Raw genomic sequence first — 25,016 nt, 5'->3', positions numbered from 1 at the left:
GATTTGTGTGGCCTAAGCATGCCTGTCTTAAGCCAGGCTGACGAATGAGAAGAAATAGCGGCACAACAAAGAAAATCTATCTTGATGGGGTATACTGAGGCGAAAAATGACTGAGGGATACCGCTATGCGCTCGCTTAACCGACTGAAATGGCTGCACGCTTTTGAAGCCGCTGCCCGTCACGGCAGCTTTACCGGTGCGGCGCGCGAGCTGGGCGTGACGCCCGCCGCCGTCGGACAGTTAGTCAGGGCGCTGGAGGATTGGGTCGGCCATCCGCTGCTGCACCGTACGCGCGCGGGTAAAGAACGCCTTACCCTGGTGAGCGAGGCGCAGGAAGCGCTGCAGGATATTACCCTGGGGCTGGATAAGCTCGAGAGCGGGCTGAATAAGCTCCGCGGCCGCCGGGCGCGCTCCGTGGTGGTGATCACCGCCTCACAGGTTCTGATGATGAACTGGCTGATGGAGCGCTTGAACCGCTTCTCTGAGGCTTATGAAAATATCGACCTGCGCCTCAACGTCACGGAAAAGCTGATGGATGTCTCCCACGGCGAAGCAGATCTGGGGGTTCGCTGCGGGCGCGGAGACTGGTCCGGCGTTGATAAAACCTGGCTGATGGATGAAGAGGCGGTGCTGGTGTGCAGCCCGCTAATTGTTCCGCCGGGGAAAATCGCCTGCGGCGACTGGCTGGCGGAGCAAAAGCTGATTCATGATGATACGCCGCATCCCGGCGCCAGCTTCCCTTCGTGGGAGGATGTGCTGACGGCAGCTCAGGCCCCGGCCCCTCGCGATAGCGGTCTACATATTAATTCAACCTCGGCAGTCATTCTCGCCGCCCTTAGCGGGCGCGGCGTTGCTATTGTGCGCCATGCGCTGGTTAAGCAACTGCTCGCCACCGGCCAGCTGGTTCAACTACATCCTGATAACCGCTGGCCGCTAACGTGGTCTTATTATATCGTCACGCCGCAGCACGCGGTGATGCGCCCGGAAGTGAAGGTATTTTATGAATGGCTGCTCGCCGACGTACGGGCAGAAAATCAGAGCCGCTGATTTTCTGCCTCGGGCACCACATAGAAAACCTTTAGTGCCTCAGGGTTTTAGCTGGTCATGAATCCGCCACTTCTGTTTGAGCACGTTTTTGTCCTGGCTCTCCAGCCACTGGTTAACTTTCTCCAGCAGCTGCGGGTTATCTTTATTCATCATATAGACTTTGAAACTGGCGGTTCCGGCGAACGGCGTCTCGTTGGCCACGCAAAAAACGCCCGGCTCATTGCTTTGGTAATAGACCCCTTCAATCAGGTCAGTCACCATCATATCCGCCGTTTTCTGCCGCAGCGCTTCGAGGTTATCGATATTGTTTTTCACCCGAATAATCTGCGCATGCTTGATATGTTCATCAACAAAGCTTTGGTTGGTGCCGCCCGGATTCACAATCACCTTCACATTCGGCTGGTCAATTTTCTCCAGGCTGCCGAGCGCAGGGGCCGCCGCGCAGTTAGCCAGCGCAATTTTGCCATTCGGCACCACCGGCTGGCTTAGGGCAAACTCTTTTGCCCGCGCCGGGGTTTGTGTCACCCCACCCATAGCGATATCAAACTTATCGGCCTTCAGGTCAGCGGACAACGTCGGCCAACTGGTCTGCACGAAGCTCACCTTTAGACCCAGCCGCTTGCCGAGATCCTTTGCCATATCTACGTCGTAGCCCAGTAGCTCCCCTGCTTTATTGTGAAACGCCAGCGGCGCGTAGTCTCCCGGCACACCAACTTTCAGCTCGCCGCTTTGTTGAATGCTGTTCATATCGCGCGCCTGAGCGGAACATGTTATCGCCGCTAAAATGAACACCAGGCTGGCCTTTAACTTCATGGAGTTATCCTTTTATACGTAGGGTAGCCCTCACCTATAGCACATTTCACCTGGCCCGTGTTTTATTCATGAGTCTAATAAAACCATTTCTATCGCCAATCGCATCGTTAGTTATATTCCAGTGCGAAAGTCACCATGCTGTTTGCCGTTCCGGCGGTTACCGCGTCATCGGTCTGCACATACTGGGCGCTGAAGTTGATATTTTCAGCACTGCCGGCGCTATTGCCGTTGACTCGTTTTAATATCGGTAAGTTGCTGGCCTCATTGATTTTTATGCTCGTCCCTTCCGCGGGCGCCGGGGCGCTATTATTGCCATAGGTCAACTTAACGCCCACCCCGCTGGCGGAGGCGCTTCCTTTGCTTAGCGCCAGGGTATCCGTTGCCCCGCTTTGCGTTGTCACGCCAAAAAAGCCAATGCGGATATCGGTGGGCGTTGTGCAAAACACCGGGATCGAGAAGCGCTTTGCGCTACCGCCAGTGGTATTTTTACCTTTGAACTCTGCTTTATTGACCGTGCCAAGGCTAACGTGAATATTTGAGGTCGAGACCTGGCAGCTGCCGCTGCTGCCGATATCGACGTTCAGCGCGGCCATATCAAGCGTGACCGGCGAGCTGGCGACAAACCCGGCGCTACTGTCGGCCTGCTGCTGAATGGTCAGTTCGCCTATCTGCGGCTGTGCCGGTACGTTAGCGTGGTTACCGCTGACCAGCGCCACTTCCCCGGTCTTGTAAAACGTGACAAACACTTTCACCACAATCTGCTGTTGCGCCAGCAGGTTAGATATTTCATTGCTGTCGCAAACCGTCACTGATTCTGCAGCTCCCGCAGCGTGACTGCCATCAATAAAGCGGATCGCGCCGCCGTTGCACTGGAAGCCCAACGAGTAGCCCATTCCGTCCAGAGCAGAGGGAAACACATGCTGACCGTTAATCGACAGCGGTGATGAGGCCGTTTTTAGCTGCCGATAAACCAGGTGCTTAGCCACGGCTTTCGGCACCTGAAGATCGCAGGAGAAGTGAATCCCGCCGCCGTTATCCGCCATCATGCTGGTCATCTGCGTATTCAGCGGTAGCGTGGGCAGGTATTTGATATTCTGGACGTTGATAGTCATCTGTCCGATATCCCCCTTGCAGGTTTCCGCCCACCCACTGTGGCTATAGACCCCCACCACCAGCAGCAATAAAAACGTGACTATGCGCAAAATAACCTCTGAGCAAAACTACTGGCAGATGCCAGATACGGCTTTTACCGGATTCTGGCCCTGCGGTTCGTTATCGGTGAGATGGAAATGCAGGGTGCATTTCCGCGAAATATTGTCGGCGTTCCACGCCACATCCAGAGTTCCCTCTTGCGGCACGCCGCTCAGATAGACCTGCCCCTGGTCCGCCACCATACCGCTCGATGTCGTTCCGTCATCGTCCTCACTCTTACGAAGGCTGACGCTGGCGCCAAACGGCAGCGATCCGTGGCTATCGCTGAGCGTAAACAGCACGCGGCTGCCGATATGCGTCTGATAATTAGCCTGCACCACCGCCCCGCCGCCGGGGATCACCGTCTGTCCTTCGAGGTCCACATCGGCATCATCGGCCAGTGATTCGGTATCGAGGGTAATGGTATTTTTGCGATACGCCGTCAGCGATGGCACCACCGCGTAGCCCCGCCAGTCGGTATGCACGTTGCTGCCGTTCTGAATCGCCACATCGGCAGCCCCCGGCGCACGCACGATGGCAAAACTCTCGCCGACGGTCTGTCCAAGCGTCACGCCGTGAGGATGAGCAACGATTGACCCCGACGCTCCCCATGTCAGCTGATTGCTTGCGCTATCGTGGCGATAGCCGAGCTGTGCACTGCCGTAGCCGCCGTGGTAATCCAGCGATGCGCTACTGTTGCTACCCTGTCCACCGTTAACGTAGCCCTGCTGAAGGGAATAATAGAGATTAGGATTGTGCGGAACTGAACCGTACAGCGACGCCTGCTGCGAGGTGCGTCCGTTATTGTCGGAAGTGGCGCTGTAGCTCACCGCGCTCCCGGAGAACGGGCCGCCAAGCGGAATACTCAGGTTAAAGGACCACGAGCGATCGGCTTTATCGCGATCCGAGGACTGAGTGTAGTAATAGCCGACGCCCCACGAGACGCCCCGCCAGGCGCTGTAAAAACCGAGATGGAGCGTTTCATCGCGGCTTTGGCGGTGCCAGTACTCTTGTGAATAAGCGGAAATCGCCAGGCTGCTCATGCCGCCGAACGCCTGAGAAATGGACACCTCTTCGCGGCTACGCTTGTTATCCAGCAGCCCGTTGCGGCTTTCGAGCGCATTCGCCTCGCTGAAGTCATAGTAACCGCTGGAGGAGTAGCGGTAGCTGGCAAGGCTAAATGAAGTACCGGTTCCGGCGAAATCCTTCTGATACTGCACGCGAAGGGAGTGCCCCGCCGAGCGCTTTCCAGAAGGCGTCGTCGTGCTGGCCCAGGTCGCGTCCCCCCCAAGCGAACCCAGTTCGCCAAAACCGCGCCCGACGCCGAGCGCCCATGACTGATAATCCTGCGCCAGCTGGCTGCCGCCGTAGAGTGTGAACTCCGCGGGTAACCCATAAAACAGCGTCCCCTGCAAAAACGTCGGCGCTCGGGTTTCGCTTTGCCCGGAATGGTAGCGTCCGGCGCTCAGGCTGAATTTAACTCGCCCTTCGCGCAGCATAAAAGGCACCGCCGAAAAGGGCTGCGTAAAGGTGCGAACCGAGCCATCGCTCTCTTTGACCTGCACTTCGAGGTCGCCGCTTTGCGCCGTTGGGTAAAGATCGTTAATCGCAAACGCCCCCGGCGAAACAAAGGTTTCATAGATAACGTAACCATGCTGGGAGATAGTGACTTTGGCGTTGCTGTGCGCCATTCCACGGATCGTTGGCGCAAAGCCGCGCTGGCTATCCGGCAGCATTTCATCATCGGACATCAGCTGTACGCCGCGAAACTGCACGCTGTCGAAGACTTCACCGGAGGTAAAGGTATCGCCCATTCGCAGCAGGCTTTTCAGTGATTTCACATCACGCTGTAGCCAGGTGCTCTGCGAATTCCAGCGTCGGGTCCGGTCATATTCCATCGACGAAACGTTACGTAGACGCCAGGCGCCGAGGTTAACCCCGCTGCGTAAATTCAGGTAGCTGGAACGGCTGTTGTCTTCCGACTGTCGGGTCTGTGACCCGGTCAGGTTATAGTTAACAAACGCCGCTGGGATACCGTCATCCCAGCGCGCCGGATCAACGTATCCGCGGCTCTGAACGTTCATTGCCGCCTGAGGAATACTCAAATTAAGGCGCTGGGTGGCGAAATCAAAACGGCTACTGGCGTCAGGAATATAGCGCTCAATGTGGGTAAACGCGTCCCCCTCGTGCAGCGTATTAAAGGCCGGGAAAGCGCTGACGTTAACGCCATATTCCGCCAGCTGCGCCGGGGTTAATTGCGGCTGCAGCGCGCCGTTGCTGTCAACAAAAGTCACTTCACTTTGGGCTATCTCCTGGTTATTCACCCAAATGCTGACCGGATACGTCCCCGGTTGTTGGCCGCCTGATTTGGCGAAATAGTGTAAATCAGCGGTCTTTTGCTGCGGATTGGCAAACTCCAATGCCGCTGGATCAAAGTACTCATCAGCCCATACCATCGTGCTTTGGCACAGAAGAAAAAGCACTGTCGGCACCGTTGCCAATAAAAATATTCCACCGTTTGGCGCAACGATCGCCGAATAACCGGATGTAATACTAGGAGTGTTATTTTTCACAATGTTCTGCCCAGGCGAAGCAAAAAATTACTGTTGCGCGTAATCCGTAATACCACCGAAATCATTAATAGCGCGCCACTTAACCACTCCGGAGCTATTAACCGACCACTCTTTATGGGTTAAAGGCCCGATCATGCCGGGTTCGGTAATTGTTTTACCGCCTACTGTAATAGTAAAAAAGGAGACAAAATAAGGCGTTGGGTTTTGCGCAATCAGCCTGGAGCCTTCGAGTTTAAATGTGAGCTTACGCCATGCGTCGGTGGCGTCGCCCGGTAGACCATTCGGACGATAAAAAATCTTAAATTTCGATTTAATATTAACCTGAAGTTTATTTGTTTCATCTTTTTGCGTTGGCGCAATGCTTTTCACATTCAGCCAAAATATAGATTCACGATCCGTCGGCAGCGTTCCGCCGATGTAATTAATACGCAATACGTTTTGCTGTTCAGGATCAAGACGGAATAATGGCGGCGTAACGATAAAAGGCACCCGACTTTTATTATTTTCCTCATAATTCTCTACCCACGACTGCACCAGATAAGGAGCATGGGTATCCGCATTGGTCACCGACAGCGCAGCTTCGCGTTTCCCTTCCAGATAAACAACACGGGTCCCACCCATGACAATACCGGCCTGTGCCGCAGTGGATAACAGTAATAAGGTTATCGCGGCGATCGTTCGTTTCATAATCACTACCATCAGGAAATAATAAAGAGCAGGGATGAATACCTGAGACAGGTAACAAACCGCTATTAAATCAAGCAGAACTGTGTTGCGCCCTGTTTCCCGGAGGCGATGCTGCGCATCTGTCCGGGCTACTGAACCCGTAGCCCGGTCAGCGCAGCGCCACCGGGAAGGCAGACATCCACAGTATCTACAAAATCTTCAATACCAACAGGCGATAAGAGCCCCGCTTTTTCAGCCGTCTGACCTGCTCTTTCTTATTAGTTGTAAATCATATTGAAGTTGGCTGTGCCATCGGCAGAACCGGCGGAAACCGCGCTGGTTGAGACGTAGTCAGCGAAGAACTCCAGATCGGCGGTACCGGTCGTGGTGCCGGTGGCACCCGCGGTTACACTCTGTCCACGCGAGACGGAACCCAGGTCAATCGGGGTCGATTTGTCATCTTCATACAGCTTAATCGCCACCCCTTTTGCAGTACCGTTAATCGCCAACAGGTTGGTTTTGTTGGTATCACGCGTACCATCAAACAGCACGGAGACGGTGGTGACGGTAGAAGGGCAATCTTTAACCTTGATATGGAAGGAAGTTTTGGTGGTTTCAGAACCTGCGCCGGTAAAATAGCTGCTCGCCCATTTCCCCAGATCGACGCTTTGATTTGCGCTGGTACTATCAACATTACAGGAGGAGTCGGTAATGGAGCCGGTAAATTCTACCTGACCACCCGTCCCCTGGGTTCCCGCATTAGAACCGGGATTAATAGTCACTGCGGCCCTTGCTGGTTGTGAAATACTTGATAATGCAGTACCGGACACCAGAGCACCGACAAACATTGCCATAATACGAAATTGCGTTTTCATTATTTATCTCATCTCTAACTTATATTTTAGACAGATTAAGCCCATCGCCAATAAGGCCTGAGGTAATCTGCATTCCGATCCTCCTTGTTAATAATATTCGCGTTCCGTCCGCAGGATATCAGGCGCAGAAGCCTGTCCCGCTTATTTACTGCTTTAATAATCAGCAAGATTTTTCAGCGAAATTGATAAAACATACATTCAGAGTACAAATTAATACTATTCCTCAAAATAACAAATCGCAATATTTTGTTATGTTAATGAAATGATGTTTTATTTTACATATAAAAATAATCTTAAAAATAACCAAGTGATTGTTAATTAATGCAACCAAAAATCCCGATATGAAAACATAAAAAACCAACAACAAGCCACGTAAATTAACAAAGACAATCATTTCCACGATGATTTTTCGTCATTATTTGTGCGTTCTGATAATGAGTGCATAAATTATTAGGATAATTCTTAGGGTGAATTATCATCTTATTTTAATCACCAAAAAAACGATAATCACGCTAAGGAATAATCAGATTAGGTATGGAGGTAAAGAATATTTCGAATGAAGCCACCCAACGGAATTATAATCAATAAACCACAATTCCCGCATGGAATAATAAACCCGCAATCTTACTCAAAGATTGCGGGTCGCATTAATTCATGGCTGATTAACCGCTTTCCGTCAGAACAGACCCAGCGGCGCAGTGCCGTAGCTCACCAGCAGGTTTTTTGTCTGCTGATAGGCATTGAGCGCCATCTTGTGCGTTTCGCGTCCTACGCCAGACTGCTTATAACCGCCAAAGGCCGCGTGCGCCGGGTAGATATGATAGCAGTTAGTCCACACCCGTCCGGCCTTGATGCCACGCCCCATGCGATAGGCCAGATTGGTATCCCGCGTCCATACGCCAGCCCCGAGACCAAACTGAGTCTGGTTAGCAATAGACAACGCTTCCGCCTCATCTTTAAAGGTAGTGACACCGATAACCGGGCCGAAGATCTCCTCCTGGAAGCTGCGCATGTCGTTACGGCCCTGAATCAACGTCGGCTGAATATAGAAACCGTTATCCAGCTCAGCGGAGATACTGGCGCGGTCGCCGCCGGTCAGGATTTTGCCGCCTTCATCGCGAGCGATCTTAATATAAGAAAGGATCTTATCGAACTGCTGGCGCGACGCCTGCGCGCCGATCATGGTGTCGGTATCAAAGGGATCGCCGCGGCGAATCTGCGCCACCTTAGCCATAACCCGCGCCATAAAGGGTTCGTAAATAGACTCCTGAATCAGCGCGCGGGACGGACAGGTGCAAACCTCGCCCTGATTAAAGAAGCCGAGCACCAGGCCTTCAACCGCTTTCTCGATAAACTCCTCTTCGCCTTCCATCACGTCGGCAAAGTAGATATTTGGTGATTTACCGCCCAGCTCGACGGTACAAGGAATAATATTTTCCGCCGCGCAGGCCATGATATGACGTCCAACTGGCGTTGAGCCGGTAAAGGCTATCTTGGCAATGCGTTTGCTGGTAGCCAGCGCTTCACCCGCCTCTTTACCAAAACCCTGCACAACGTTAAGCACGCCTGCCGGGAACAGATCGCCAATAATCTCCAGCAGCAGGGTGATGCTAAGCGGCGTCTGCTCTGCCGGTTTCAGCACTACGCAGTTGCCTGCCGCCAGCGCCGGAGCCAGCTTCCAGGCGGCCATCAGCAGCGGGAAGTTCCACGGGATAATTTGCCCGACCACGCCTAGCGGTTCATGGAAGTGGTAGGCCACCGTCGTCTCATCAATCTCCGCCGTACTCCCTTCCTGCGCGCGCAGGCAGCCGGCAAAATAGCGGAAGTGATCAACCGCCAGCGGCAGATCGGCATTAAGGGTTTCGCGGATCGGTTTGCCGTTATCCCAGCTCTCCGCTACCGCCAGATATTCCAGATTGGCCTCAATACGGTCGGCAACCTGCAACAGCAGGTTCGCGCGATGCTGGGCTGAAGTTTTGCCCCAGGCATCGGCGGCCCGATGTGCCGCATCAAGGGCGAAGTCGATATCTTTGGCATCTGAACGCGGAAACTGCCCAATATTGCTCCCATCGACCGGGGAGGTGTTCATAAAATATTCACCGCCGATCGGTTCAATAAATTTACCGTCAATAAAGTTACCGTAGGCGGACTTCAGTGAAACCAAAGCGCCCGGCGTGCCAGGATGTGCATAACGCATCGCGAATCTCCTTCATGTAGGGTTGAGGCGCAGCGGCGTATTAGTTTTGTACGATCGCTCGCTGCACCTGAACGCTATTGCAGGGGTTATGCCACTTTTCCTTTTTCTTAAAACTTATTTATATTCAATAAATTAAATACTCACTCCATTTTTCTGTTGCGCCGATTTTTTCTTATGTGTTGCAAATCGCAACACACACCAAACTATGTAGCTACAATATTGCAACACAAATAAAACAATGAGGTGTCCCGTGCCAGGAAATCCGTTTGCCCTGACGCCAGAGGTCAAAGCGAATCCGCTACTGAGCGATTCCTGGTGCCGCAGCCAGCGCTATGGCCTCGACCCTACCACGGATGACTTCCCTCGCCTGCACGCCAGCGAACTGGCCGACAGGCTTGCCAGCCATAGCCGTCTGCGGGAACTGACCCAGCCGGTCGTTAATGCGCTATCCGATAAAGTGAACAGCCTGCAGTCCGTGGTGATTCTCTCCGATGCCAGCGGTCTGGTACTGCAAACCTTCGGTAATACGCATGCTATGCAGAAGGCGCAGCGTTTCGCTTTAGCACCGGGAAATCTGTGGAGCGAGAGCGGGCGCGGGACCAACGCCATTGGCACCGCGCTGGCGATTGACGATAGTTGCGAAATTGATGGCCGACAGCATTTCCTGACCAGCAATCAGGGCCTTTATTGCGCTGCTGTACCGCTGCAAAGCCCCGATGGAAAAATAGCCGGAGTGCTGGATATTTCCGGCCCGGCGCAATACCCGCACGCCCGGACGCTGGCATGGGTAAAGGGAGCCGCAAAACAGATAGAGTACCTGTGGGTTAAACAGAGTCTGCACCCGCAGCAGTGGCTGATGAGTCTGCATTCTCAGCCGGAAAAGCTCGACAGCGTCGACGAACTGCTGCTGGTCTTCACAGATAACGTTCTGACGGCAGGCAACCGGCTGGCGATGCGCGAGTTCGCCCTCAGCGCCGACCAGTTTGGCCATCTCACTTTCCAGCAGCTTTTTCCCCAGCTGCGGCAAACCGCCGTCAGCGTACCGCTACCGCTCGCCACCGGAAACCGAAACTACTATTACTGCCTGCGTGCCCCCGCTCCCGGTAGCGTGGCGACCACCGTACGATCAACTCTCTCCCTGCCTTTCTCCAGCCAGCGCGAAGGGGAAAAGCTGCTCCGCCTGCTAAACGCCGGGATCGGTTTGTGTATCGAAGGGGAGACAGGCTGCGGTAAAGAGTACGTCAGCCGCACGCTGTACCGACATAGCCGCTGGAGTCGCGGTAAATTCGTCGCCATCAACTGCGCCGCCATTCCGGAATCGCTGATTGAATCAGAGCTGTTTGGTTACCAACCCGGCGCTTTTACCGGTGCCAACAAAAACGGCTATATCGGCAAGATCCGTGAGGCGGACGGCGGGGTGCTCTTTCTTGATGAGATTGGCGATATGCCGCTAGCCTTACAAACCCGGCTACTCAGGATTTTACAGGAGAAAGAGGTCACGCCGCTTGGCGCCAGCCAGAGCGCGCCAGTTAACTTCGCGGTGATTTGCGCCACCCACCGCAATCTGGCGCAGCGCGTCGCCGAAGGGACCTTTCGTGAGGATCTACTCTACCGTCTGCGTGAATTTGCTTTGGCGCTGCCGCCGCTGCGCGAGTGGCCTGAACTACCCGCGTTTATACAGCGGTTATGGCAGGAACTGGGCGGGAATAAACGGGGGGTCACGCTGGCCCCAGAGCTTCTGCAACACCTGGCAGCGCAATCCTGGCCAGGCAACGTCCGCCAGCTGCAAAGCCTGATGAGGGTACTGCTGGCGCTCGCCGAGGATGGCGAAACGCTAGGGGTGGATGACCTGCCCCATGAGTATCGTACCCAGCCTGTCGCCCACGTACCGCGTGGACTTGAGCAGCACGATGCGCAGCTGATTGCCGATACGCTGGCAAGCTATAACGGCAATATCAGCAAAGCCGCGCAGGCTTTAGGCGTTGCGCGCAGCACGCTATATCGGCGCGCCGCCCGTCGTAGCAATTAACCTTTCGAGACTTTCCCCATTATGGGACTGGTGCATGGTTTATTTTTATTTTAGAATATTCTAAATTTAGAAAAAACTAAAATAAATGAATACACCAAAACAGCTACAGACCAGCGCCGGAGAAGCCACCGCGCTACTGAAAGCCATGAGTCATCCCAGCAGGCTATTAATTCTGTGCATGCTGTGCGACTCACCGGGCACCAGCGCTGGCGAACTGGCGCGGCTCACCGGACTCAGCCCCTCTGCAACATCGCAGCATCTGGCGCGCATGCGCGATGAAGGGCTGATCGGCTGCGAACGTCAGGCGCAGCGAATCCACTACTTCATCACCCAACCCGCGGTTCGGCAAATCGTCGCCACGCTGAAGTCAATCTATTGCCCTTAAGGAGCGCCTATGACTATCGCCACTCTTTCTCCCGCTGAAGCTCAGGCGCTCATTGCTCGTGGTGCCCGGCTGGTGGATATCCGCGATGCGGATGAGTACGCCCGCGAACACATTCCTGGCGCTGAACTGATCCCGTTGGACACGCTGAAGAATGGCGTAACGCTGCACGCGGGTCCTGAGGAGACGATCGTTTTTCACTGTCAGGCGGGTTCACGTACCCAGAATAATGCCGCCCGCCTGGCCGAGGCTGCCGCACCGGCGAAGGTCATGCTGCTGGCTGGCGGGATTCAGGCCTGGAAAGCGGCTGGACTGCCGGTGAAAGAGGACAAGTCTCAGCCGCTACCGCTGATGCGCCAGGTACAAATCGCCGCTGGCGTGCTGATTTTGCTCGGCGTCGCTTTAGGTTACGCGTTCAGTAGCGGCTTTTTCCTGCTTAGCGCATTCGTCGGCGCCGGATTAACCTTCGCTGGAATGACCGGTTTTTGCGGTATGGCACGTTTGCTGGCGGTGATGCCGTGGAATCATCGTTAACGACTACCTCTTTCGGCCAGTTGTTTAACGCGCTTTTGCTAAGCTATGGTTATTAGCAGCAATCCGTTTATCAGCACAAAGGAGAAGAAGCATGTATTCAGTTGGCGATCTGGTACAGCCGCGTACGGGCGGACCAAAGCTAAAAATTGTTGAAGTCCATGACGATCGGATTATTGCCGTTCAGGCAAGTAACGAACAGGGTGAGAAATATACGCTGATGGCGGCCGACGTGACGGCTTATAAAGAAGACGGTGATTTTGGCGTGTGCTGATTAAGAGCCTGCACTGCCCAGGTCCAAAATGGCAAGTAAAATAGTCCGAATGGGATAGGCTCTAAGCCAGGTAAAGATAACGGTGGGTTTCCCCACCGTTTTAAACCTTAGATCAAGAAACTTTCAAGGGGTTTGCCCTCGGCGACGGCTTGAGCCAGCGGCTTCGGCATGCGTCCCTGCCCGGTCCAGGTTTTCTCTGCGCCGGTATGATCGGTAAAACGATATTTAGCCGGACGCGGCTGGCGCTTTTTCGCACCTTTAGAAGTGACGGTAGTTTGTGTGACTAATTGTTCAGGCGTAATACCATCGGCCATCATCAATTCCAGCCAGGTGTTTATTTTTTCCTGATACTCCGCCCGCTGCGCCTGAGCTGCCTGCTCTTCAGCACGTTTTTCTTCAGTGACGGTCCTTAGCTTTTCCAGCATATCTTCAAGCACGTCAATGGAGAATTCGCGGGACATTGCGCGAAGTGTTCGGATATTATTCAGTTTCTCTAATACTAATGACATATAATTCAAAAAATTCCCAAATAGCAAATAAAACAAAGATTGCGGCGATAGTTTAATTGATGATGTTATTTATTTCCAGCCTTTAGACAATCCCAAATATATCGTCAACGGCGCTCTACGAAAAACGCCAAAAACAAACCAATAACGTCAAGATCCCTTGGTTGAATAAATTAAATAATGCCGATTAAATATGATTAAGCGAAATCTATCGTGCTATTACCTGTGTGCTCAAGAGGTTATCGGCATATCGCTGGCAGAGAATCAAAAAATAAATACACATAAGGAGAATAGTAATGCATAAAATATGAATATTCACCCAACCACTAATACAGAATTTCATGCTGATAAATTAGCATAATAGTTATTAAAAACCCTAAAGGTGACACAACTCACATCAGACCGCGATCTTATCGCAAAATCATACCATCACTAAAAGATGCTGGCCTCATCTATACTACGTAGAATCAAGGCATCTATTTGATAAATAAAACAAAAATAAACATTAAGAACAAAAGTAGCGTAACGAACAAAAAACAAGCTGCGGCAGAGTGTTTTATCGACAAAAAGCCTTTAAATAAAAATTTATAGCTAGTTGCCACTTTCAATGCAGCGATATAATCTACGCACATCAAAACAGGCAACCCAAAACGCTGATCATCGGCGAATACTTTGGCATTATCGACTTCATTTTCGAGGAGCATACTGATGTTCTCTGCGCAGTCCCGCTTGCGTCATGCGGTAGCAGACACCTTTGCGATGGTGGTTTACTGCACCGTTGTGAACATGATGATCGAAATCTTTCTCTCCGGAATGACCTTCCAGCAGTCGTTATCTTCAAGACTGGTGGCCATCCCGGTGAACATTATTATTGCCGTACCTTACGGTTTTTACCGCGACTTCGCTATGCGCCAGGCGCGCCGCATCAGCGCATCAGGCTGGATGAAGAATATTGCGGATGTGGTTGCTTATGTTACGTTCCAGTCACCCGTATACGTAGCGATTCTCCTGGTTGTCGGCGCTGACTGGCATCAGATCGCTGCTGCGGTAAGCTCAAACATCGTGGTATCAATGATGATGGGCGCAGCATACGGTTATTTCCTCGACTACTGCCGTCGACTGTTCCGCGTCAGTCCCTATCAGCAGGCTAAAGCCTGAGCCATTCAAAAAAGCGACTGGTTACACCAGCCGCTTTTTTCAACTATATTGCACCTCGCCAAACAAACCACTCAGAAAACGCTCAAGGGCCATGCGCGAACTGAACCCGTGTGGAATACCATAATGCTGCTGAGCATCGCCCGCTAAATACAGCGGAAACTGCTCGTAATGATCGCAGGTTTTGATATCCGACGCGGGCTCCGCAAGCGTCGTGCTGCGTTCTTTTAAAGCCGGATGAATAATTAACGCGGTACGCCCCATACGAGCTTCACGGTTCACATAAACATAATTATCGCCACGGCGATAGCCATACGCTTTTTGCGTCACAACATCCATGGTGAAGCCGGCTTTTTCAAGAACTCGCGCCACCTCATCGGGTCTTAAATACATACTCATTCCTCATTATCTTTTACCGCACGTTAACCTTACCTTATTCATTAAAGACAACGCTTTCGGAATATTCCATAAACGACGATGCGCAGCATAATTCAAAATCTTGTCCTACACTTAATGACTCTACCGGGTAATTCAGGGGCGGAAGCCAAACTTGCATACCTCCTGAAGTATGACGGGTATCAATGGAATTAAGGGAGAAACCAATGGCCAACCGAGCAAACCGCAACAACGTAGAAGACAGCGCTGAAGATATCCATAACGATGTCAGCCAATTAGCGGATACGCTGGAAGAGGTGCTGAAATCATGGGGCAGCGACGCAAAAGATGAAGCGGAGACCGCGCGTAAAAAAGCGCAGGCGCTGCTGAAAGAGACCCGCGCCCGGCTTAACGGAAATAATCGCGTTCAGCAGGCGGCGCGTGATGCCGTGGGCTGCGCCCGTGATGTCGCCGGTAGCGCGGACAGCTACGTGCGCGATAAACCGTGGCAAAGCGTCGGTGCCGCTGCTGCCGTTGGGGTATTTATTGGCGTCTTGCTGAATTTACGTCGATAATAAAAATCGCCAGACCAACGAAGATAACAAATACGCGTCTCCCCCTGCATACCCCGGTATACAGGGGGTTTTTGTTATGTCTGATATTGACTGCTCCCCGCCCTGTCGGGCGAGGATTCCCACTTCACGGAGCCGAACCTAAGCCGCTTTATGCGATTCAGGATTTACAGGCTCTCCGTGGGCTAACACTGCCAGCCCGGCAGCTTTGATATTACGGGCCGCATTAACGTCACGATCATGGTCTACCCCACATTCCGGGCAGTGCCATTTACGAACATCAAGAGGCATTTTTTGCATGATATATCCGCAACAGCTACAGCGTTTTGAGGACGGAAAAAACTGGTCAATGGCGACCACTGACCGCCCTGCCCATTCGCCTTTGTACTGGAGCTGGCGCGCGAACTCACCCCAGCCTGCGTCTGCTATCGCTCTGGACAGCGACGGGTTGCGGATCATGTTCTTCACCTTGAGGGATTCGACGCAAACAACTTGGTTCTCGTTAATGAGTTTGCGGGTGGCCTTATGCAAGGCATCCGTGCGGCAATCGGCAATTTTCGCGTGGAGTCGGGCCACCTTTAAGCGGGCTTTGGCGCGGTTCTTCGAGCCTTTGACCTTTTTGCTTAATCGGCGCTGGAGTAGCGCCTGGCGGGCCGCATATTTAGCTGTATGGCGGGGATTGCCGGACTTGAATCCGGTATCGGTGACGAACAAATCTTTTAAACCTACATCAATGCCGACCGTGGAAGCAGTGATCGGCAGTGATACAGGCTCAAACTCGCAAAGGCACGAAACAAAATACCGCCCTACGGCATCGCGGGTGATGTTTATGGAGGATGGCGAAGACGGCAGCGGGCGGCTCCAGCGCACATTCAGCGGAGTGGTACTCTTTGCCATATATAATGCGCCGTCGCGGTATTTGAACGCCGTATTCATGAAGGTAGCAGCCTGTTTATGGCGTTTGCTCTTGAATGCCGGATACCCGGCACGTCCGGCAAAGAAGTTTTTAAACGCCTCTTGCTGGTGACGTATGGCTTGCTGTAGTGGCACGGCGGACACATCACGCAGGAAAGCATATTCCGGCATGGCTTTCAGGGCTGTCAGTTGCTTATCGGCTTGAGGATACCCAATTTTTTCCTGACGTTCGTAGTACGCATCAGTGCGCCAGCGAAGGATTGAGTTATAGACAAAACGCACGCACCCGAACGTTTGAGCCAGAAGCTCAACCTGATCGGGTGTTGGATAGAATCGAAATTTATAGGCGCGTTTCATATGGATTACAAAATACGTTGAAATTTGTAATCCATATTGACGAAGGTCAACGAATGTTACGCAAATACCGCGCTTATATCCCCGCCCGACTGGGCGAGGCTTTACGCGCATCAACGGTAAAGCGCTAAACGAAGCTTACGTACCACTTCGCGGGCCATTTCTGCTGAGGTCAAATTAGTGAAACTCATCAACAGCCCCCCTTCTCCACGGCTATTGATTCGCCAGTCGCTCAGCGCCTGCACCGCCAGACCGGCTTGCCTGCCACGCAGGGCCAACTGGCGATCGTCATCTTTCACCCTGACCACCATCTGAATGCCGCCCGCTTGAGGCACCACCGTAAAACCCTGCTCCCACAGCGCTGATTCCAACCATTGACGGCGCTGCGCGTAGCTGGCGCGCATTTTCTTCAGATGACGCCAGAAATGGCCCTCGCGGATAAAATCAGCCAGCGTCTGCTGCCACAGCGTTGGTACGCTACAGCTCATCAGCGCGCTCTTTTCACGAAACAGCGCCACCAACGGCTCCGGCACCACCAGCCAGGCGACGCGTAATGCCGGGAAGAAAGATTTACTGAATGCCCCGGCGTAAATGACCCGCTGTGGAGCATCAAGGCTTTTTAACGGCGGTAGCGGCTTACCGTGATAGCGAAACTCACTATCGTAGTCATCCTCAATAATCCATGCGTCCTTTTGCGCCGCCCATAGCAGCAGTTGTCTGCGCCTGGCCAGCGATAGCGCAACGCCTAGCGGGCTTTGATGAGCTGGCGTCAGCAGCGCAAAATGCGCATCCGGGAAATGCTGCTGCGCCCATGTAACATCCATTCCGTCTCCGTCAACCGGAACAGGGTTTATCACTACCCCTTCGCCGCTTACGATGGGCCGGATCAGTGGAAATCCCGGATCTTCCATCCACATTTGCTGACCCGGCCTTGCCAGGGTGCGCAGTATCAGGCTCATTGACGCGGCATAGCTACCGGTTACCATTACTTGTTCAGGCCGACACTCAATGCTGCGCGACAGGCGCATATAGTCGACGATCGCCCGCCGAAGAATCAATTCACCACAAGGATCGCCAGGAGCGAGGTCAAAACGCGTTTGCGTGCGCAACCGCCGCCCCATCACCCGCGCCCACAGGCCGCGCGGGAACAGATCCAGCGCAGGCAGACCCAGTTGAAACGGTAGCGGCGCCACTGGTTCGTCTCCCGCCATAGGCTGCACAGGGGCGCTTTGCTGCGGGCTGAGGCGTTCGCTGACAAAGGTCCCGGCCTGCCCGCGCCGCTCCAGCCAGCCCTGCGCCACCAGCTCACCCCAGGCGTTTTCTATCGTCGCCCGCGACACACCAAGTTCTTGCGCATACACCCGACTCGCCGGCAGCCTGCTGCCTGGCATCAGTTCGCCACTCTCAATGGCCGACTTAAGCTGTCGGGCAATACGCTGATAGTGCGGGAGTTCTTTGGCATGCATTATGGTCTGCTTTTTTCATCACAATATGGCTATCTTATGCAGTCCATTATAGTGCTATTTTGCTGACGTCTTAATGAGGAGAGTAAAATGACCACACTACGTCAGCCGTACAATGAACTGAGCCCGGAAGTCTATAATGCCCTGGTGCAGGCGAGCATTGCGCTGGAAAAAAGCGAACTGGGCAACACGTTGATAGAGCTGGTTTATTTGCGGGTGTCGCAAATCAACGGCTGCGCCTTCTGCCTGGAGATGCATAGCAAAGCGCTGCGCAAGTCCGGCGTGGCACAGAACAAATTAGACGCCCTGGCAGGCTGGCGAGTCAGCGCGCATTTCAGCGATGCCGAGCGCGCGGCGCTGGCGTGGGCCGAATCGGTCACCCATATCGCCGAAAGCCATGCTGAAGATGATGTTTATCTGCCGCTGCTGGCGCATTTTAGCGCCCGACAGATTAGCGATTTGACTTTCGCCATCAGCCTGATGAACGCCTTTAACCGCCTTGCAGTAAGCATGCGCCTGTAATTCCACGACAAAGAAACCTGCCCCCGCCGATTCCGTTAGCGGGGGTTATTTTTTGCAAAAACCATATATATTGAGTTGTTGAACTTTTAAATAACTACATCTAGTATTTCCCTCAACGATAACCCATAACGCCCGACGTCATTTTTTGCGCCGTGCTGTTATCTTAAATGGAAATACGAATCATGCGCATTACTATTTACACTAAAAACGACTGCGTGCAATGCCATGCCACTAAACGGGCCATGGAAACCCGCGGGTTTGAATTCGACATGGTCAACATCGACCACCATCCTGAAGCCGTCGATATGCTGCGCGAGCAGGGCTTCCGCCAGCTGCCGGTAGTGATTGCCGGGGAAACCCGCTGGTCCGGTTTCCGCCCGGACATGATTAACCGCCTGCGCCCGGCAACCTCAGCGGCCAGCGTATGAGCCTGATCGTCTACTTTTCCAGCAGTTCCGAAAACACGCACCGGTTCGTCCAGCGTCTGGGGCTGCCCGCGGTGCGTATTCCGCTTAACGAACGGGAGCGCATCCAGGTAGACGAACCCTACATTCTCATCGTCCCCAGCTACGGTGGCGGCGGCACGGCGGGCGCGGTTCCGCGACAGGCGATCCGTTTTCTTAACGATCCGCATAATCGCCAGTTGATTCGCGGCGTGATTGCCGCGGGTAACCGTAACTTCGGCGACGCCTATGGCCGCGCTGGCGACGTTATCAAGCAAAAATGCGGCGTACCGTATCTCTATCGCTTTGAGCTGATGGGCACCCCACAAGACGTCGACAACGTGCGTAAAGGAGTAAGCGAATTTTGGCAACGACAACCGCAGAACGTATAGCCACCGAGGTGCCTGATTTTCACGCCCTCAACGCGATGCTGAATTTATACGACAGCAACGGTCGCATCCCGTTTGAAAAGGACCATCAGGCGGTAGAGGCGTTTATGGCCAGCCACGTTGAGCCGAATACCGTGCCTTTCGCCAGCCAGGACGACAAGCTGACGTGGCTGGTCGCCGAAGGCTATTACGATGCAAAAGTGCTGGCCCGCTACGACAGGCAGTTTATTCTTGAGCTGTTCGCCCATGCGCAGAGCTACGGTTTTCGCTTCCAGACGTTTCTCGGCGCATGGAAGTTCTACACCAGCTACACGCTGAAAACTTTCGATGGCAAGCGCTATCTTGAAGACTTTGCCGACCGTACCTGCATGGTGGCCCTGAGTCTGGCGCAGGGCAACGAGGTGCTGGCGCATCAGTTGACCGATGAGATCCTCTCCGGGCGCTTTCAGCCCGCCACGCCAACGTTTCTTAACGCTGGTAAACAGCAGCGCGGCGAGCTGGTCTCCTGTTTCCTGCTACGCATTGAAGACAACATGGAATCTATCGGGCGCGCGGTCAACTCGGCGCTACAGTTGTCAAAACGCGGCGGCGGCGTAGCGTTTCTGCTCTCTAACCTGCGCGAAGCTGGTGCGCCGATCAAGCGTATCGAGAACCAGTCCTCCGGTGTGGTGCCGGTGATGAAAATGCTGGAAGATGCCTTCTCCTACGCTAACCAGCTTGGCGCGCGCCAGGGGGCCGGAGCGGTCTATCTGCATGCCCATCATCCGGATATCCTGCGTTTTCTTGATACCAAACGCGAAAATGCCGATGAGAAAATCCGCATTAAAACGCTCTCCCTCGGGGTGGTCATCGCGGATATCACCTTCCAGCTCGCGAAAGAAGATGCGCAGATGGCGCTGTTCTCGCCCTACGACGTCGAGCGTCTGTACGGTAAACCGTTCGGTGATATCGCGGTGAGCGAAATGTATGCTGAACTGGTTGCCGATGAGCGGGTAAGCAAACGCTGGATCCGTGCCCGCGAGCTGTTCCAGCGGCTGGCGGAAATTCAGTTTGAATCCGGCTATCCGTACATCATGTTTGAAGATACGGTCAATCGCGCGAACCCAATTGCCGGGCGCATCAATATGAGCAACCTGTGCTCGGAGATATTGCAGGTCAATACCCCCTCTACGTTTGATGAAAATCTGGATTACGCCAGCATCGGCCGGGATATCTCCTGCAACCTCGGTTCGCTGAATATCGCCCACACCATGGACTCCCCTGACTTCGCCCGCACGGTAGAGGTGGCGGTGCGCGGTCTGACGGCGGTGTCCGACATGAGCGATATCCGCTCTGTGCCGTCGGTAGCGGATGGCAATGCCGCGTCTCATGCCATCGGTCTGGGGCAGATGAATCTGCACGGTTATCTGGCGCGGGAAGGCATTGCCTACGGCAGCGAAGAGGGATTGGATTTTACCAACCTCTATTTCTATACCATCACCTGGCACGCGCTGCGCACCTCGATGCTGATGGCCCGCGAACGGGGTGAGCATTTTGCCGGGTTCGAGCAGTCGCGTTACGCCAGCGGCGACTATTTCCAGCAATATCTTGAGGGTGACTGGCAGCCGAAAACGGCAAAAATTCGCGAGCTGTTCGTCCGTTCGGGTATTAGCCTGCCCGACCGCGATATGTGGCGGCAGCTGCGCGATGACGTGATGCGATACGGTATCTACAATCGCAACCTGCAGGCGGTGCCGCCGACGGGGTCCATTTCATACATTAACCACGCGACCTCCAGCATCCACCCAATCGTGTCGAAAATAGAGATCCGCAAAGAGGGGAAAACCGGACGCGTTTACTATCCCGCGCCGTTTATGACCAACGACAATCTGGCGCTGTACCAGGATGCCTATGAAATTGGGCCGCAGAAAATCATCGATACCTACGCCGAGGCGACGCGCCATGTCGATCAGGGGCTGTCGCTGACCCTGTTCTTCCCCGATACCGCCACCACTCGCGATATCAACAAAGCGCAAATTTATGCGTGGAAGAAGGGTATCAAAACGCTGTATTACATCCGTCTGCGCCAGTTGGCGCTGGAAGGTACCGAAATCGAAGGCTGCGTGTCCTGCGCGCTGTAAGGAGAACAGGATGACCCATTTATCGCGTATCAGCGCTATCAACTGGAACAAAATTGAGGACGATAAGGATCTGGAGGTCTGGAACCGATTGACCAGCAACTTCTGGCTGCCGGAGAAGGTGCCGCTGTCCAACGATATCCCGGCCTGGCAAACGCTTACTCCGGCAGAGCAACAGCTGACGATTCGCGTATTCACCGGACTAACGCTGCTGGATACCATTCAAAACACCGTCGGCGCTCCGGCACTGATGGCCGATGCCCTCACCCCGCACGAAGAAGCGGTGCTGTCGAACGTTAGCTTTATGGAGGCGGTGCACGCCCGCTCCTACAGTTCGATTTTTTCCACCCTTTGCCAGACCAAAGACGTGGATGCCGCTTACGCGTGGAGCGAACAAAACGCGCCGTTGCAGCGCAAAGCGCAGTTGATGCTGGAGTTCTATCAGGACAATGAACCTCTGAAGAAGAAAATCGCCAGCGTATTTCTTGAATCCTTCCTCTTCTATTCTGGCTTCTGGCTACCGATGTATTTCTCCAGCCGGGGAAAAATGACCAACACCGCCGATCTTATTCGCCTGATTATCCGCGATGAAGCGGTACATGGTTACTATATCGGCTACAAATTCCAGAAAGGGCTGGAGATTGTCAGTACCGAAAAGCGCGAAGAGCTAAAAAACTTCGCCCTCGACCTGCTGATGGATCTGTATGACAACGAGCTGGCCTACACTCGTGAACTGTATGCCGACAGCGACTGGATTGAGGAGGTCAACGCCTTCCTGTGCTACAACGCCAATAAAGCGCTGATGAACCTCGGCTATGAAGCGCTGTTTCCGGCGGAAATGGCCGCCGTCAACCCGGCCATCCTCGCCGCGCTCTCGCCGAATGCCGACGAAAATCACGACTTTTTCTCCGGTTCAGGATCGTCGTATGTGATGGGAAAAGCAGAAGAAACCGTCGACGACGATTGGGACTTTTGACCTTACTTTCACCAGGAATATATCAACATATTTCCTGGTGATTTATTTCACATTATTCACTTTCATCTCACTCAATATCTTTCCTTCATCACCGCGTCATATTCAACAGAATTTTGTCGATTTCAGGCGAAATTATCGCAACATAACCAAAAAATATTAGTTGTCAGCAACTCACGCTCAGCCCTTATATCACGGGGGATGCGCTGACATTCTCTCGTTCGAATTTCCGCCGTAAATCAACATAAAGGGTTGTCTCAGATTCTCAGTATGTTAGGGTGTAAAAAAGCAATTATCTCCACCAGGTACTATATCGATATAAATAAATTACAGGAAACTTTCTATTGCATGGCAATTAAATTAGAAATCAAGAATCTCTATAAAATATTTGGCGAGCACCCACAGCGGGCTTTCAAATATATCGAAAAAGGACTATCGAAAGAGCAAATACTGGAAAAAACGGGACTTTCGCTTGGCGTAAAAAACGCCAGTCTGACCATTGAAGAAGGCGAGATATTCGTCATCATGGGGCTCTCCGGCTCGGGGAAATCTACCATGGTTCGCCTTCTCAATCGCCTGATTGAACCCACCCGCGGCCAAGTGCTGATCGATGGCGTCGATATCGCCAAAATCTCAGAGGCCGAGCTTCGCGAGGTGCGCAGAAAAAAGATTGCAATGGTTTTTCAATCATTTGCACTGATGCCGCATATGACCGTGCTCGACAATGCCGCCTTCGGTATGGAGCTGGCTGGCGTACCCACTCAGGAACGTCAGGAGAAAGCGCTGGAGGCGCTGCGTCAGGTTGGCCTGGAAAACTATGCTCACGCTTACCCGGACGAACTCTCCGGCGGAATGCGTCAACGCGTAGGCCTGGCCCGCGCGCTGGCTATTAACCCCGATATCCTGTTAATGGATGAAGCCTTCTCGGCGCTCGATCCCTTAATTCGTACCGAAATGCAGGATGAGCTGACAAAATTACAGGCCAGGCATCAGCGCACCGTCGTATTTATTTCCCACGACCTCGACGAAGCAATGCGCATTGGCGATCGTATTGCCATCATGCAAAACGGAGAAGTGGTTCAGGTCGGTACACCGGATGAAATACTGAATAACCCGGCCAATGATTATGTCCGCACATTCTTCCGCGGTGTCGATATTAGCCAGGTCTTCAGCGCTAAAGATATTGCCCGCCGTAGCCCGGTTGGTTTGATTCGTAAAACGCCGGGATTCGGCCCGCGTTCTGCGCTGAAATTATTACAGGATGAAGACCGCGAATATGGCTACGTCATTGAACGCGGTAATAAGTTTGTTGGCATTGTCTCCATTGATTCACTGAAGGTCGCGCTGAGCGAAGGCCAGGGAATCGATGCGGCGTTAATTGACTCCCCGCTCGCGGTGGATGCGCAAACGCCGCTCAGCGAACTGCTTTCTCACGTCGGCCATGCACCGTGCGCGGTGCCGGTTGTCGATGAAGGGCACCAGTACATCGGCATCATTTCAAAACGCATGCTGCTACAGGCTTTAGATCGCGAGGGGGTAAACAATGGCTGATCAATCTAACCCGTGGGACACCGCACCGGCGGCGGATAGCGTGTCGCAATCCGCTGATGCCTGGGGTACATCCACGCCCGCACCGTCCGATGGCGGCGGTGCAGACTGGCTAAGCAGCGCACCCGCGCCCCAGCCAGAGCACTTCAACATTATGGACCCGTTCCATAAAACGCTTATTCCGCTTGATAGCTGGGTCACCCAAGCCATTGACTGGATAGTGATGCACTTTCGCCCGGTATTTCAGGGGATCCGCGTACCGGTGGATTATATCCTGAGCGCTTTCCAGCAGTTGCTGCTGGGAATGCCTGCGCCGGTGGCGATTATCATTTTCTCGCTGATTGCCTGGCAGATTTCCAGCGTCGGCATGGGCGCGGCGACGCTGATCTCGCTTATCGCCATCGGCGCTATCGGGGCCTGGTCGCAGGCGATGGTAACTCTGGCGCTGGTGCTGACCGCGCTGCTGTTTTGTATGCTGATCGGCCTGCCGCTCGGAATATGGCTGGCCCGTAGCCCGCGGGCGGCGAAAATTATCCGTCCATTGCTCGATGCGATGCAAACCACTCCGGCGTTTGTCTATCTGGTGCCGATCGTGATGCTCTTCGGTATTGGCAACGTACCGGGGGTAGTGGTAACCATTATCTTCGCCCTACCGCCGATTGTTCGTCTGACGATCCTGGGGATTAACCAGGTGCCTGCGGATCTGATTGAGGCTTCACGCTCCTTCGGCGCCAGCCCGCGTCAGTTGCTGTTTAAGGTTCAGCTACCGCTGGCGATGCCGACCATTATGGCCGGGGTTAACCAGACGCTGATGCTGGCGCTGTCAATGGTGGTTATTGCTTCGATGATTGCCGTTGGCGGTCTTGGCCAGATGGTACTGCGCGGCATTGGTCGCCTGGATATGGGTCTGGCCACCGTCGGCGGCGTCGGGATTGTTATCCTCGCCATTATTCTCGACCGTCTGACACAGGCCGTAGGACGTGACTCGCGCAGCCGCGGCAACCGCCGCTGGTATGCAACCGGCCCACTGGGGCTTATCACTCGCCCTTTCTGTAAATAAAAGCACATCTCCCCGGCAGCCGCGCTGTCGGGGGATGGACTTCCCTT

25 protein-coding genes are annotated in these 25,016 nt (G+C 53.6%); 14 read left to right on the top strand and 11 right to left on the bottom strand.

All coding sequences use genetic code 11. The annotated features are described in order from the left end of the window. Window positions 1-125 precede the first annotated feature (125 nt). The gene (locus FN082_RS28205) at window positions 126-1,046 is read left to right on the top strand and encodes a LysR substrate-binding domain-containing protein (RefSeq protein WP_139539445.1); all 921 of its coding nucleotides are present in this window, start codon (window positions 126-128) and stop codon (window positions 1,044-1,046) included. 39 nt (window positions 1,047-1,085) lie between these two features. Here FN082_RS28205 and FN082_RS28200 read toward each other — a convergent pair whose 3' ends face one another. From FN082_RS28200 to exaC, 6 genes are all read right to left on the bottom strand, one after another. Beyond that, window positions 1,086-1,859, bottom strand: coding sequence for a transporter substrate-binding domain-containing protein (locus FN082_RS28200; RefSeq protein ID WP_139539446.1), 774 nt, complete (start codon window positions 1,857-1,859; stop codon window positions 1,086-1,088). A 107-nt stretch (window positions 1,860-1,966) separates the two neighbouring features. After that, window positions 1,967-3,061 (bottom strand): fimbrial protein, encoded by a 1,095-nt coding sequence (locus tag FN082_RS28195; protein ID WP_142982769.1) that lies wholly within the window; start codon window positions 3,059-3,061, stop codon window positions 1,967-1,969. An 18-nt stretch (window positions 3,062-3,079) separates the two neighbouring features. Next, entirely contained in the window at window positions 3,080-5,623 is a 2,544-nt protein-coding gene (locus FN082_RS28190; RefSeq protein ID WP_142982768.1) for a fimbria/pilus outer membrane usher protein, read from the bottom strand. 27 nt (window positions 5,624-5,650) lie between these two features. Beyond that, window positions 5,651-6,310, bottom strand: coding sequence for a fimbrial biogenesis chaperone (locus FN082_RS28185; protein WP_142982767.1), 660 nt, complete (start codon window positions 6,308-6,310; stop codon window positions 5,651-5,653). A 257-nt stretch (window positions 6,311-6,567) separates the two neighbouring features. Then, the gene (locus FN082_RS28180; RefSeq protein WP_142982766.1) at window positions 6,568-7,164 is read right to left on the bottom strand and encodes a fimbrial protein; all 597 of its coding nucleotides are present in this window, start codon (window positions 7,162-7,164) and stop codon (window positions 6,568-6,570) included. Between the two features lie 676 nt (window positions 7,165-7,840). Beyond that, window positions 7,841-9,361 carry an acetaldehyde dehydrogenase ExaC gene (gene exaC, locus FN082_RS28170; protein ID WP_139539450.1) on the bottom strand — a complete coding sequence of 507 codons (1,521 nt, stop codon included), beginning with the start codon at window positions 9,359-9,361 and terminating at the stop codon, window positions 7,841-7,843. Between the two features lie 250 nt (window positions 9,362-9,611). Between exaC and FN082_RS28165 the strand changes: the two genes are divergently transcribed. From FN082_RS28165 to FN082_RS28150, 4 genes are all read left to right on the top strand, one after another. Further along, window positions 9,612-11,390 carry a sigma-54-dependent Fis family transcriptional regulator gene (locus tag FN082_RS28165; protein WP_139539451.1) on the top strand — a complete coding sequence of 593 codons (1,779 nt, stop codon included), beginning with the start codon at window positions 9,612-9,614 and terminating at the stop codon, window positions 11,388-11,390. Window positions 11,391-11,475: 85 nt separating this feature from the next. Next, window positions 11,476-11,775 (top strand): ArsR/SmtB family transcription factor, encoded by a 300-nt coding sequence (locus FN082_RS28160; RefSeq protein ID WP_142465668.1) that lies wholly within the window; start codon window positions 11,476-11,478, stop codon window positions 11,773-11,775. A 9-nt stretch (window positions 11,776-11,784) separates the two neighbouring features. Continuing rightward, entirely contained in the window at window positions 11,785-12,306 is a 522-nt protein-coding gene (locus tag FN082_RS28155; RefSeq protein WP_139539453.1) for a rhodanese family protein, read from the top strand. Window positions 12,307-12,397: 91 nt separating this feature from the next. After that, the gene (locus tag FN082_RS28150; protein ID WP_139539454.1) at window positions 12,398-12,577 is read left to right on the top strand and encodes a hypothetical protein; all 180 of its coding nucleotides are present in this window, start codon (window positions 12,398-12,400) and stop codon (window positions 12,575-12,577) included. Window positions 12,578-12,684: 107 nt separating this feature from the next. Here the strand turns inward: FN082_RS28150 and stpA are convergent, their stop codons facing one another. Beyond that, window positions 12,685-13,086 (bottom strand): DNA-binding protein StpA, encoded by a 402-nt coding sequence (gene stpA / locus FN082_RS28145; protein ID WP_142465667.1) that lies wholly within the window; start codon window positions 13,084-13,086, stop codon window positions 12,685-12,687. A 473-nt stretch (window positions 13,087-13,559) separates the two neighbouring features. After that, window positions 13,560-13,787, bottom strand: coding sequence for a hypothetical protein (locus tag FN082_RS30045; protein WP_185932170.1), 228 nt, complete (start codon window positions 13,785-13,787; stop codon window positions 13,560-13,562). A 4-nt stretch (window positions 13,788-13,791) separates the two neighbouring features. Between FN082_RS30045 and alaE the strand changes: the two genes are divergently transcribed. Further along, entirely contained in the window at window positions 13,792-14,241 is a 450-nt protein-coding gene (gene alaE, locus FN082_RS28140) for an L-alanine exporter AlaE (RefSeq protein ID WP_004853442.1), read from the top strand. A 39-nt stretch (window positions 14,242-14,280) separates the two neighbouring features. On the opposite strand, the gene FN082_RS28135 is transcribed toward alaE, so the two are convergent. Continuing rightward, window positions 14,281-14,631, bottom strand: a complete 351-nt coding sequence (locus tag FN082_RS28135) for a DUF2002 family protein (protein WP_139539638.1) — start codon at window positions 14,629-14,631, stop codon at window positions 14,281-14,283. 209 nt (window positions 14,632-14,840) lie between these two features. Here FN082_RS28135 and FN082_RS28130 point away from each other — a divergent pair, with 209 nt between their 5' ends. Further along, window positions 14,841-15,188, top strand: a complete 348-nt coding sequence (locus FN082_RS28130; RefSeq protein ID WP_110277045.1) for a DUF883 family protein — start codon at window positions 14,841-14,843, stop codon at window positions 15,186-15,188. 138 nt (window positions 15,189-15,326) lie between these two features. On the opposite strand, the gene FN082_RS28125 is transcribed toward FN082_RS28130, so the two are convergent. Both FN082_RS28125 and pdxR read right to left on the bottom strand, forming a co-directional pair. Beyond that, complete coding sequence (locus tag FN082_RS28125; protein WP_139539457.1) at window positions 15,327-16,457, bottom strand: RNA-guided endonuclease InsQ/TnpB family protein; 1,131 nt, start codon at window positions 16,455-16,457, stop codon at window positions 15,327-15,329. A 110-nt stretch (window positions 16,458-16,567) separates the two neighbouring features. Beyond that, window positions 16,568-17,920, bottom strand: coding sequence for a MocR-like pyridoxine biosynthesis transcription factor PdxR (gene pdxR, locus FN082_RS28120; protein ID WP_142982765.1), 1,353 nt, complete (start codon window positions 17,918-17,920; stop codon window positions 16,568-16,570). Between the two features lie 87 nt (window positions 17,921-18,007). On the opposite strand from pdxR, the gene FN082_RS28115 reads away from it, so the two are divergent. The 7 genes from FN082_RS28115 to proW all read left to right on the top strand — a co-directional run bounded on the left by FN082_RS28115 (window position 18,008) and on the right by proW (window position 24,969). Then, window positions 18,008-18,439 carry a carboxymuconolactone decarboxylase family protein gene (locus tag FN082_RS28115; RefSeq protein ID WP_142982764.1) on the top strand — a complete coding sequence of 144 codons (432 nt, stop codon included), beginning with the start codon at window positions 18,008-18,010 and terminating at the stop codon, window positions 18,437-18,439. Window positions 18,440-18,621: 182 nt separating this feature from the next. Beyond that, window positions 18,622-18,867 carry a glutaredoxin-like protein NrdH gene (nrdH, locus tag FN082_RS28110; RefSeq protein ID WP_110277042.1) on the top strand — a complete coding sequence of 82 codons (246 nt, stop codon included), beginning with the start codon at window positions 18,622-18,624 and terminating at the stop codon, window positions 18,865-18,867. Beyond that, window positions 18,864-19,274, top strand: a complete 411-nt coding sequence (gene nrdI / locus FN082_RS28105; RefSeq protein ID WP_112216439.1) for a class Ib ribonucleoside-diphosphate reductase assembly flavoprotein NrdI — start codon at window positions 18,864-18,866, stop codon at window positions 19,272-19,274. Before nrdH ends, nrdI begins: the two co-directional genes overlap by 4 nt. Beyond that, window positions 19,247-21,391, top strand: a complete 2,145-nt coding sequence (nrdE, locus tag FN082_RS28100) for a class 1b ribonucleoside-diphosphate reductase subunit alpha (protein WP_142982763.1) — start codon at window positions 19,247-19,249, stop codon at window positions 21,389-21,391. Before nrdI ends, nrdE begins: the two co-directional genes overlap by 28 nt. A 10-nt stretch (window positions 21,392-21,401) precedes the next feature. After that, window positions 21,402-22,364: a class 1b ribonucleoside-diphosphate reductase subunit beta gene (gene nrdF / locus FN082_RS28095; protein WP_139539461.1), complete on the top strand. Its 963-nt coding sequence runs from the start codon at window positions 21,402-21,404 to the stop codon at window positions 22,362-22,364. Between the two features lie 345 nt (window positions 22,365-22,709). Continuing rightward, complete coding sequence (proV, locus tag FN082_RS28090; protein WP_139539462.1) at window positions 22,710-23,912, top strand: glycine betaine/L-proline ABC transporter ATP-binding protein ProV; 1,203 nt, start codon at window positions 22,710-22,712, stop codon at window positions 23,910-23,912. Then, window positions 23,905-24,969, top strand: a complete 1,065-nt coding sequence (proW, locus tag FN082_RS28085) for a glycine betaine/L-proline ABC transporter permease ProW (protein WP_142982762.1) — start codon at window positions 23,905-23,907, stop codon at window positions 24,967-24,969. Before proV ends, proW begins: the two co-directional genes overlap by 8 nt. Window positions 24,970-25,016: the final 47 nt, after the last annotated feature.

The sequence above is a fragment of the Klebsiella spallanzanii genome, assembly GCF_902158555.1.
Taxonomy (GTDB): Bacteria; Pseudomonadota; Gammaproteobacteria; order Enterobacterales; family Enterobacteriaceae; genus Klebsiella; species Klebsiella spallanzanii.
Note: the sequence above shows the minus strand (reverse complement) of the source record. Positions and strands in the feature narration are given on the sequence as shown.

Excerpts from the sequence above, each read along its gene's own strand:
- FN082_RS28205 (WP_139539445.1), top strand. The coding sequence starts at position 126 with ATGCGCTCGCTTAACCGACTGAAATGGCTGCACGCTTTTGAAGCCGCT.
- FN082_RS28200 (WP_139539446.1), bottom strand. The coding sequence starts at position 1,859 with ATGAAGTTAAAGGCCAGCCTGGTGTTCATTTTAGCGGCGATAACATGT.
- FN082_RS28185 (WP_142982767.1), bottom strand. The coding sequence starts at position 6,310 with ATGAAACGAACGATCGCCGCGATAACCTTATTACTGTTATCCACTGCG.
- FN082_RS28180 (WP_142982766.1), bottom strand. The coding sequence starts at position 7,164 with ATGAAAACGCAATTTCGTATTATGGCAATGTTTGTCGGTGCTCTGGTG.
- exaC (WP_139539450.1), bottom strand. The coding sequence starts at position 9,361 with ATGCGTTATGCACATCCTGGCACGCCGGGCGCTTTGGTTTCACTGAAG.
- FN082_RS28160 (WP_142465668.1), top strand. The coding sequence starts at position 11,476 with ATGAATACACCAAAACAGCTACAGACCAGCGCCGGAGAAGCCACCGCG.
- FN082_RS28155 (WP_139539453.1), top strand. The coding sequence starts at position 11,785 with ATGACTATCGCCACTCTTTCTCCCGCTGAAGCTCAGGCGCTCATTGCT.
- FN082_RS28150 (WP_139539454.1), top strand. The coding sequence starts at position 12,398 with ATGTATTCAGTTGGCGATCTGGTACAGCCGCGTACGGGCGGACCAAAG.
- stpA (WP_142465667.1), bottom strand. The coding sequence starts at position 13,086 with ATGTCATTAGTATTAGAGAAACTGAATAATATCCGAACACTTCGCGCA.
- FN082_RS30045 (WP_185932170.1), bottom strand. The coding sequence starts at position 13,787 with ATGCTCCTCGAAAATGAAGTCGATAATGCCAAAGTATTCGCCGATGAT.
- alaE (WP_004853442.1), top strand. The coding sequence starts at position 13,792 with ATGTTCTCTGCGCAGTCCCGCTTGCGTCATGCGGTAGCAGACACCTTT.
- FN082_RS28135 (WP_139539638.1), bottom strand. The coding sequence starts at position 14,631 with ATGTATTTAAGACCCGATGAGGTGGCGCGAGTTCTTGAAAAAGCCGGC.
- FN082_RS28130 (WP_110277045.1), top strand. The coding sequence starts at position 14,841 with ATGGCCAACCGAGCAAACCGCAACAACGTAGAAGACAGCGCTGAAGAT.
- FN082_RS28125 (WP_139539457.1), bottom strand. The coding sequence starts at position 16,457 with ATGAAACGCGCCTATAAATTTCGATTCTATCCAACACCCGATCAGGTT.
- pdxR (WP_142982765.1), bottom strand. The coding sequence starts at position 17,920 with ATGCATGCCAAAGAACTCCCGCACTATCAGCGTATTGCCCGACAGCTT.
- FN082_RS28115 (WP_142982764.1), top strand. The coding sequence starts at position 18,008 with ATGACCACACTACGTCAGCCGTACAATGAACTGAGCCCGGAAGTCTAT.
- nrdH (WP_110277042.1), top strand. The coding sequence starts at position 18,622 with ATGCGCATTACTATTTACACTAAAAACGACTGCGTGCAATGCCATGCC.
- nrdI (WP_112216439.1), top strand. The coding sequence starts at position 18,864 with ATGAGCCTGATCGTCTACTTTTCCAGCAGTTCCGAAAACACGCACCGG.
- nrdF (WP_139539461.1), top strand. The coding sequence starts at position 21,402 with ATGACCCATTTATCGCGTATCAGCGCTATCAACTGGAACAAAATTGAG.
- proV (WP_139539462.1), top strand. The coding sequence starts at position 22,710 with ATGGCAATTAAATTAGAAATCAAGAATCTCTATAAAATATTTGGCGAG.
- proW (WP_142982762.1), top strand. The coding sequence starts at position 23,905 with ATGGCTGATCAATCTAACCCGTGGGACACCGCACCGGCGGCGGATAGC.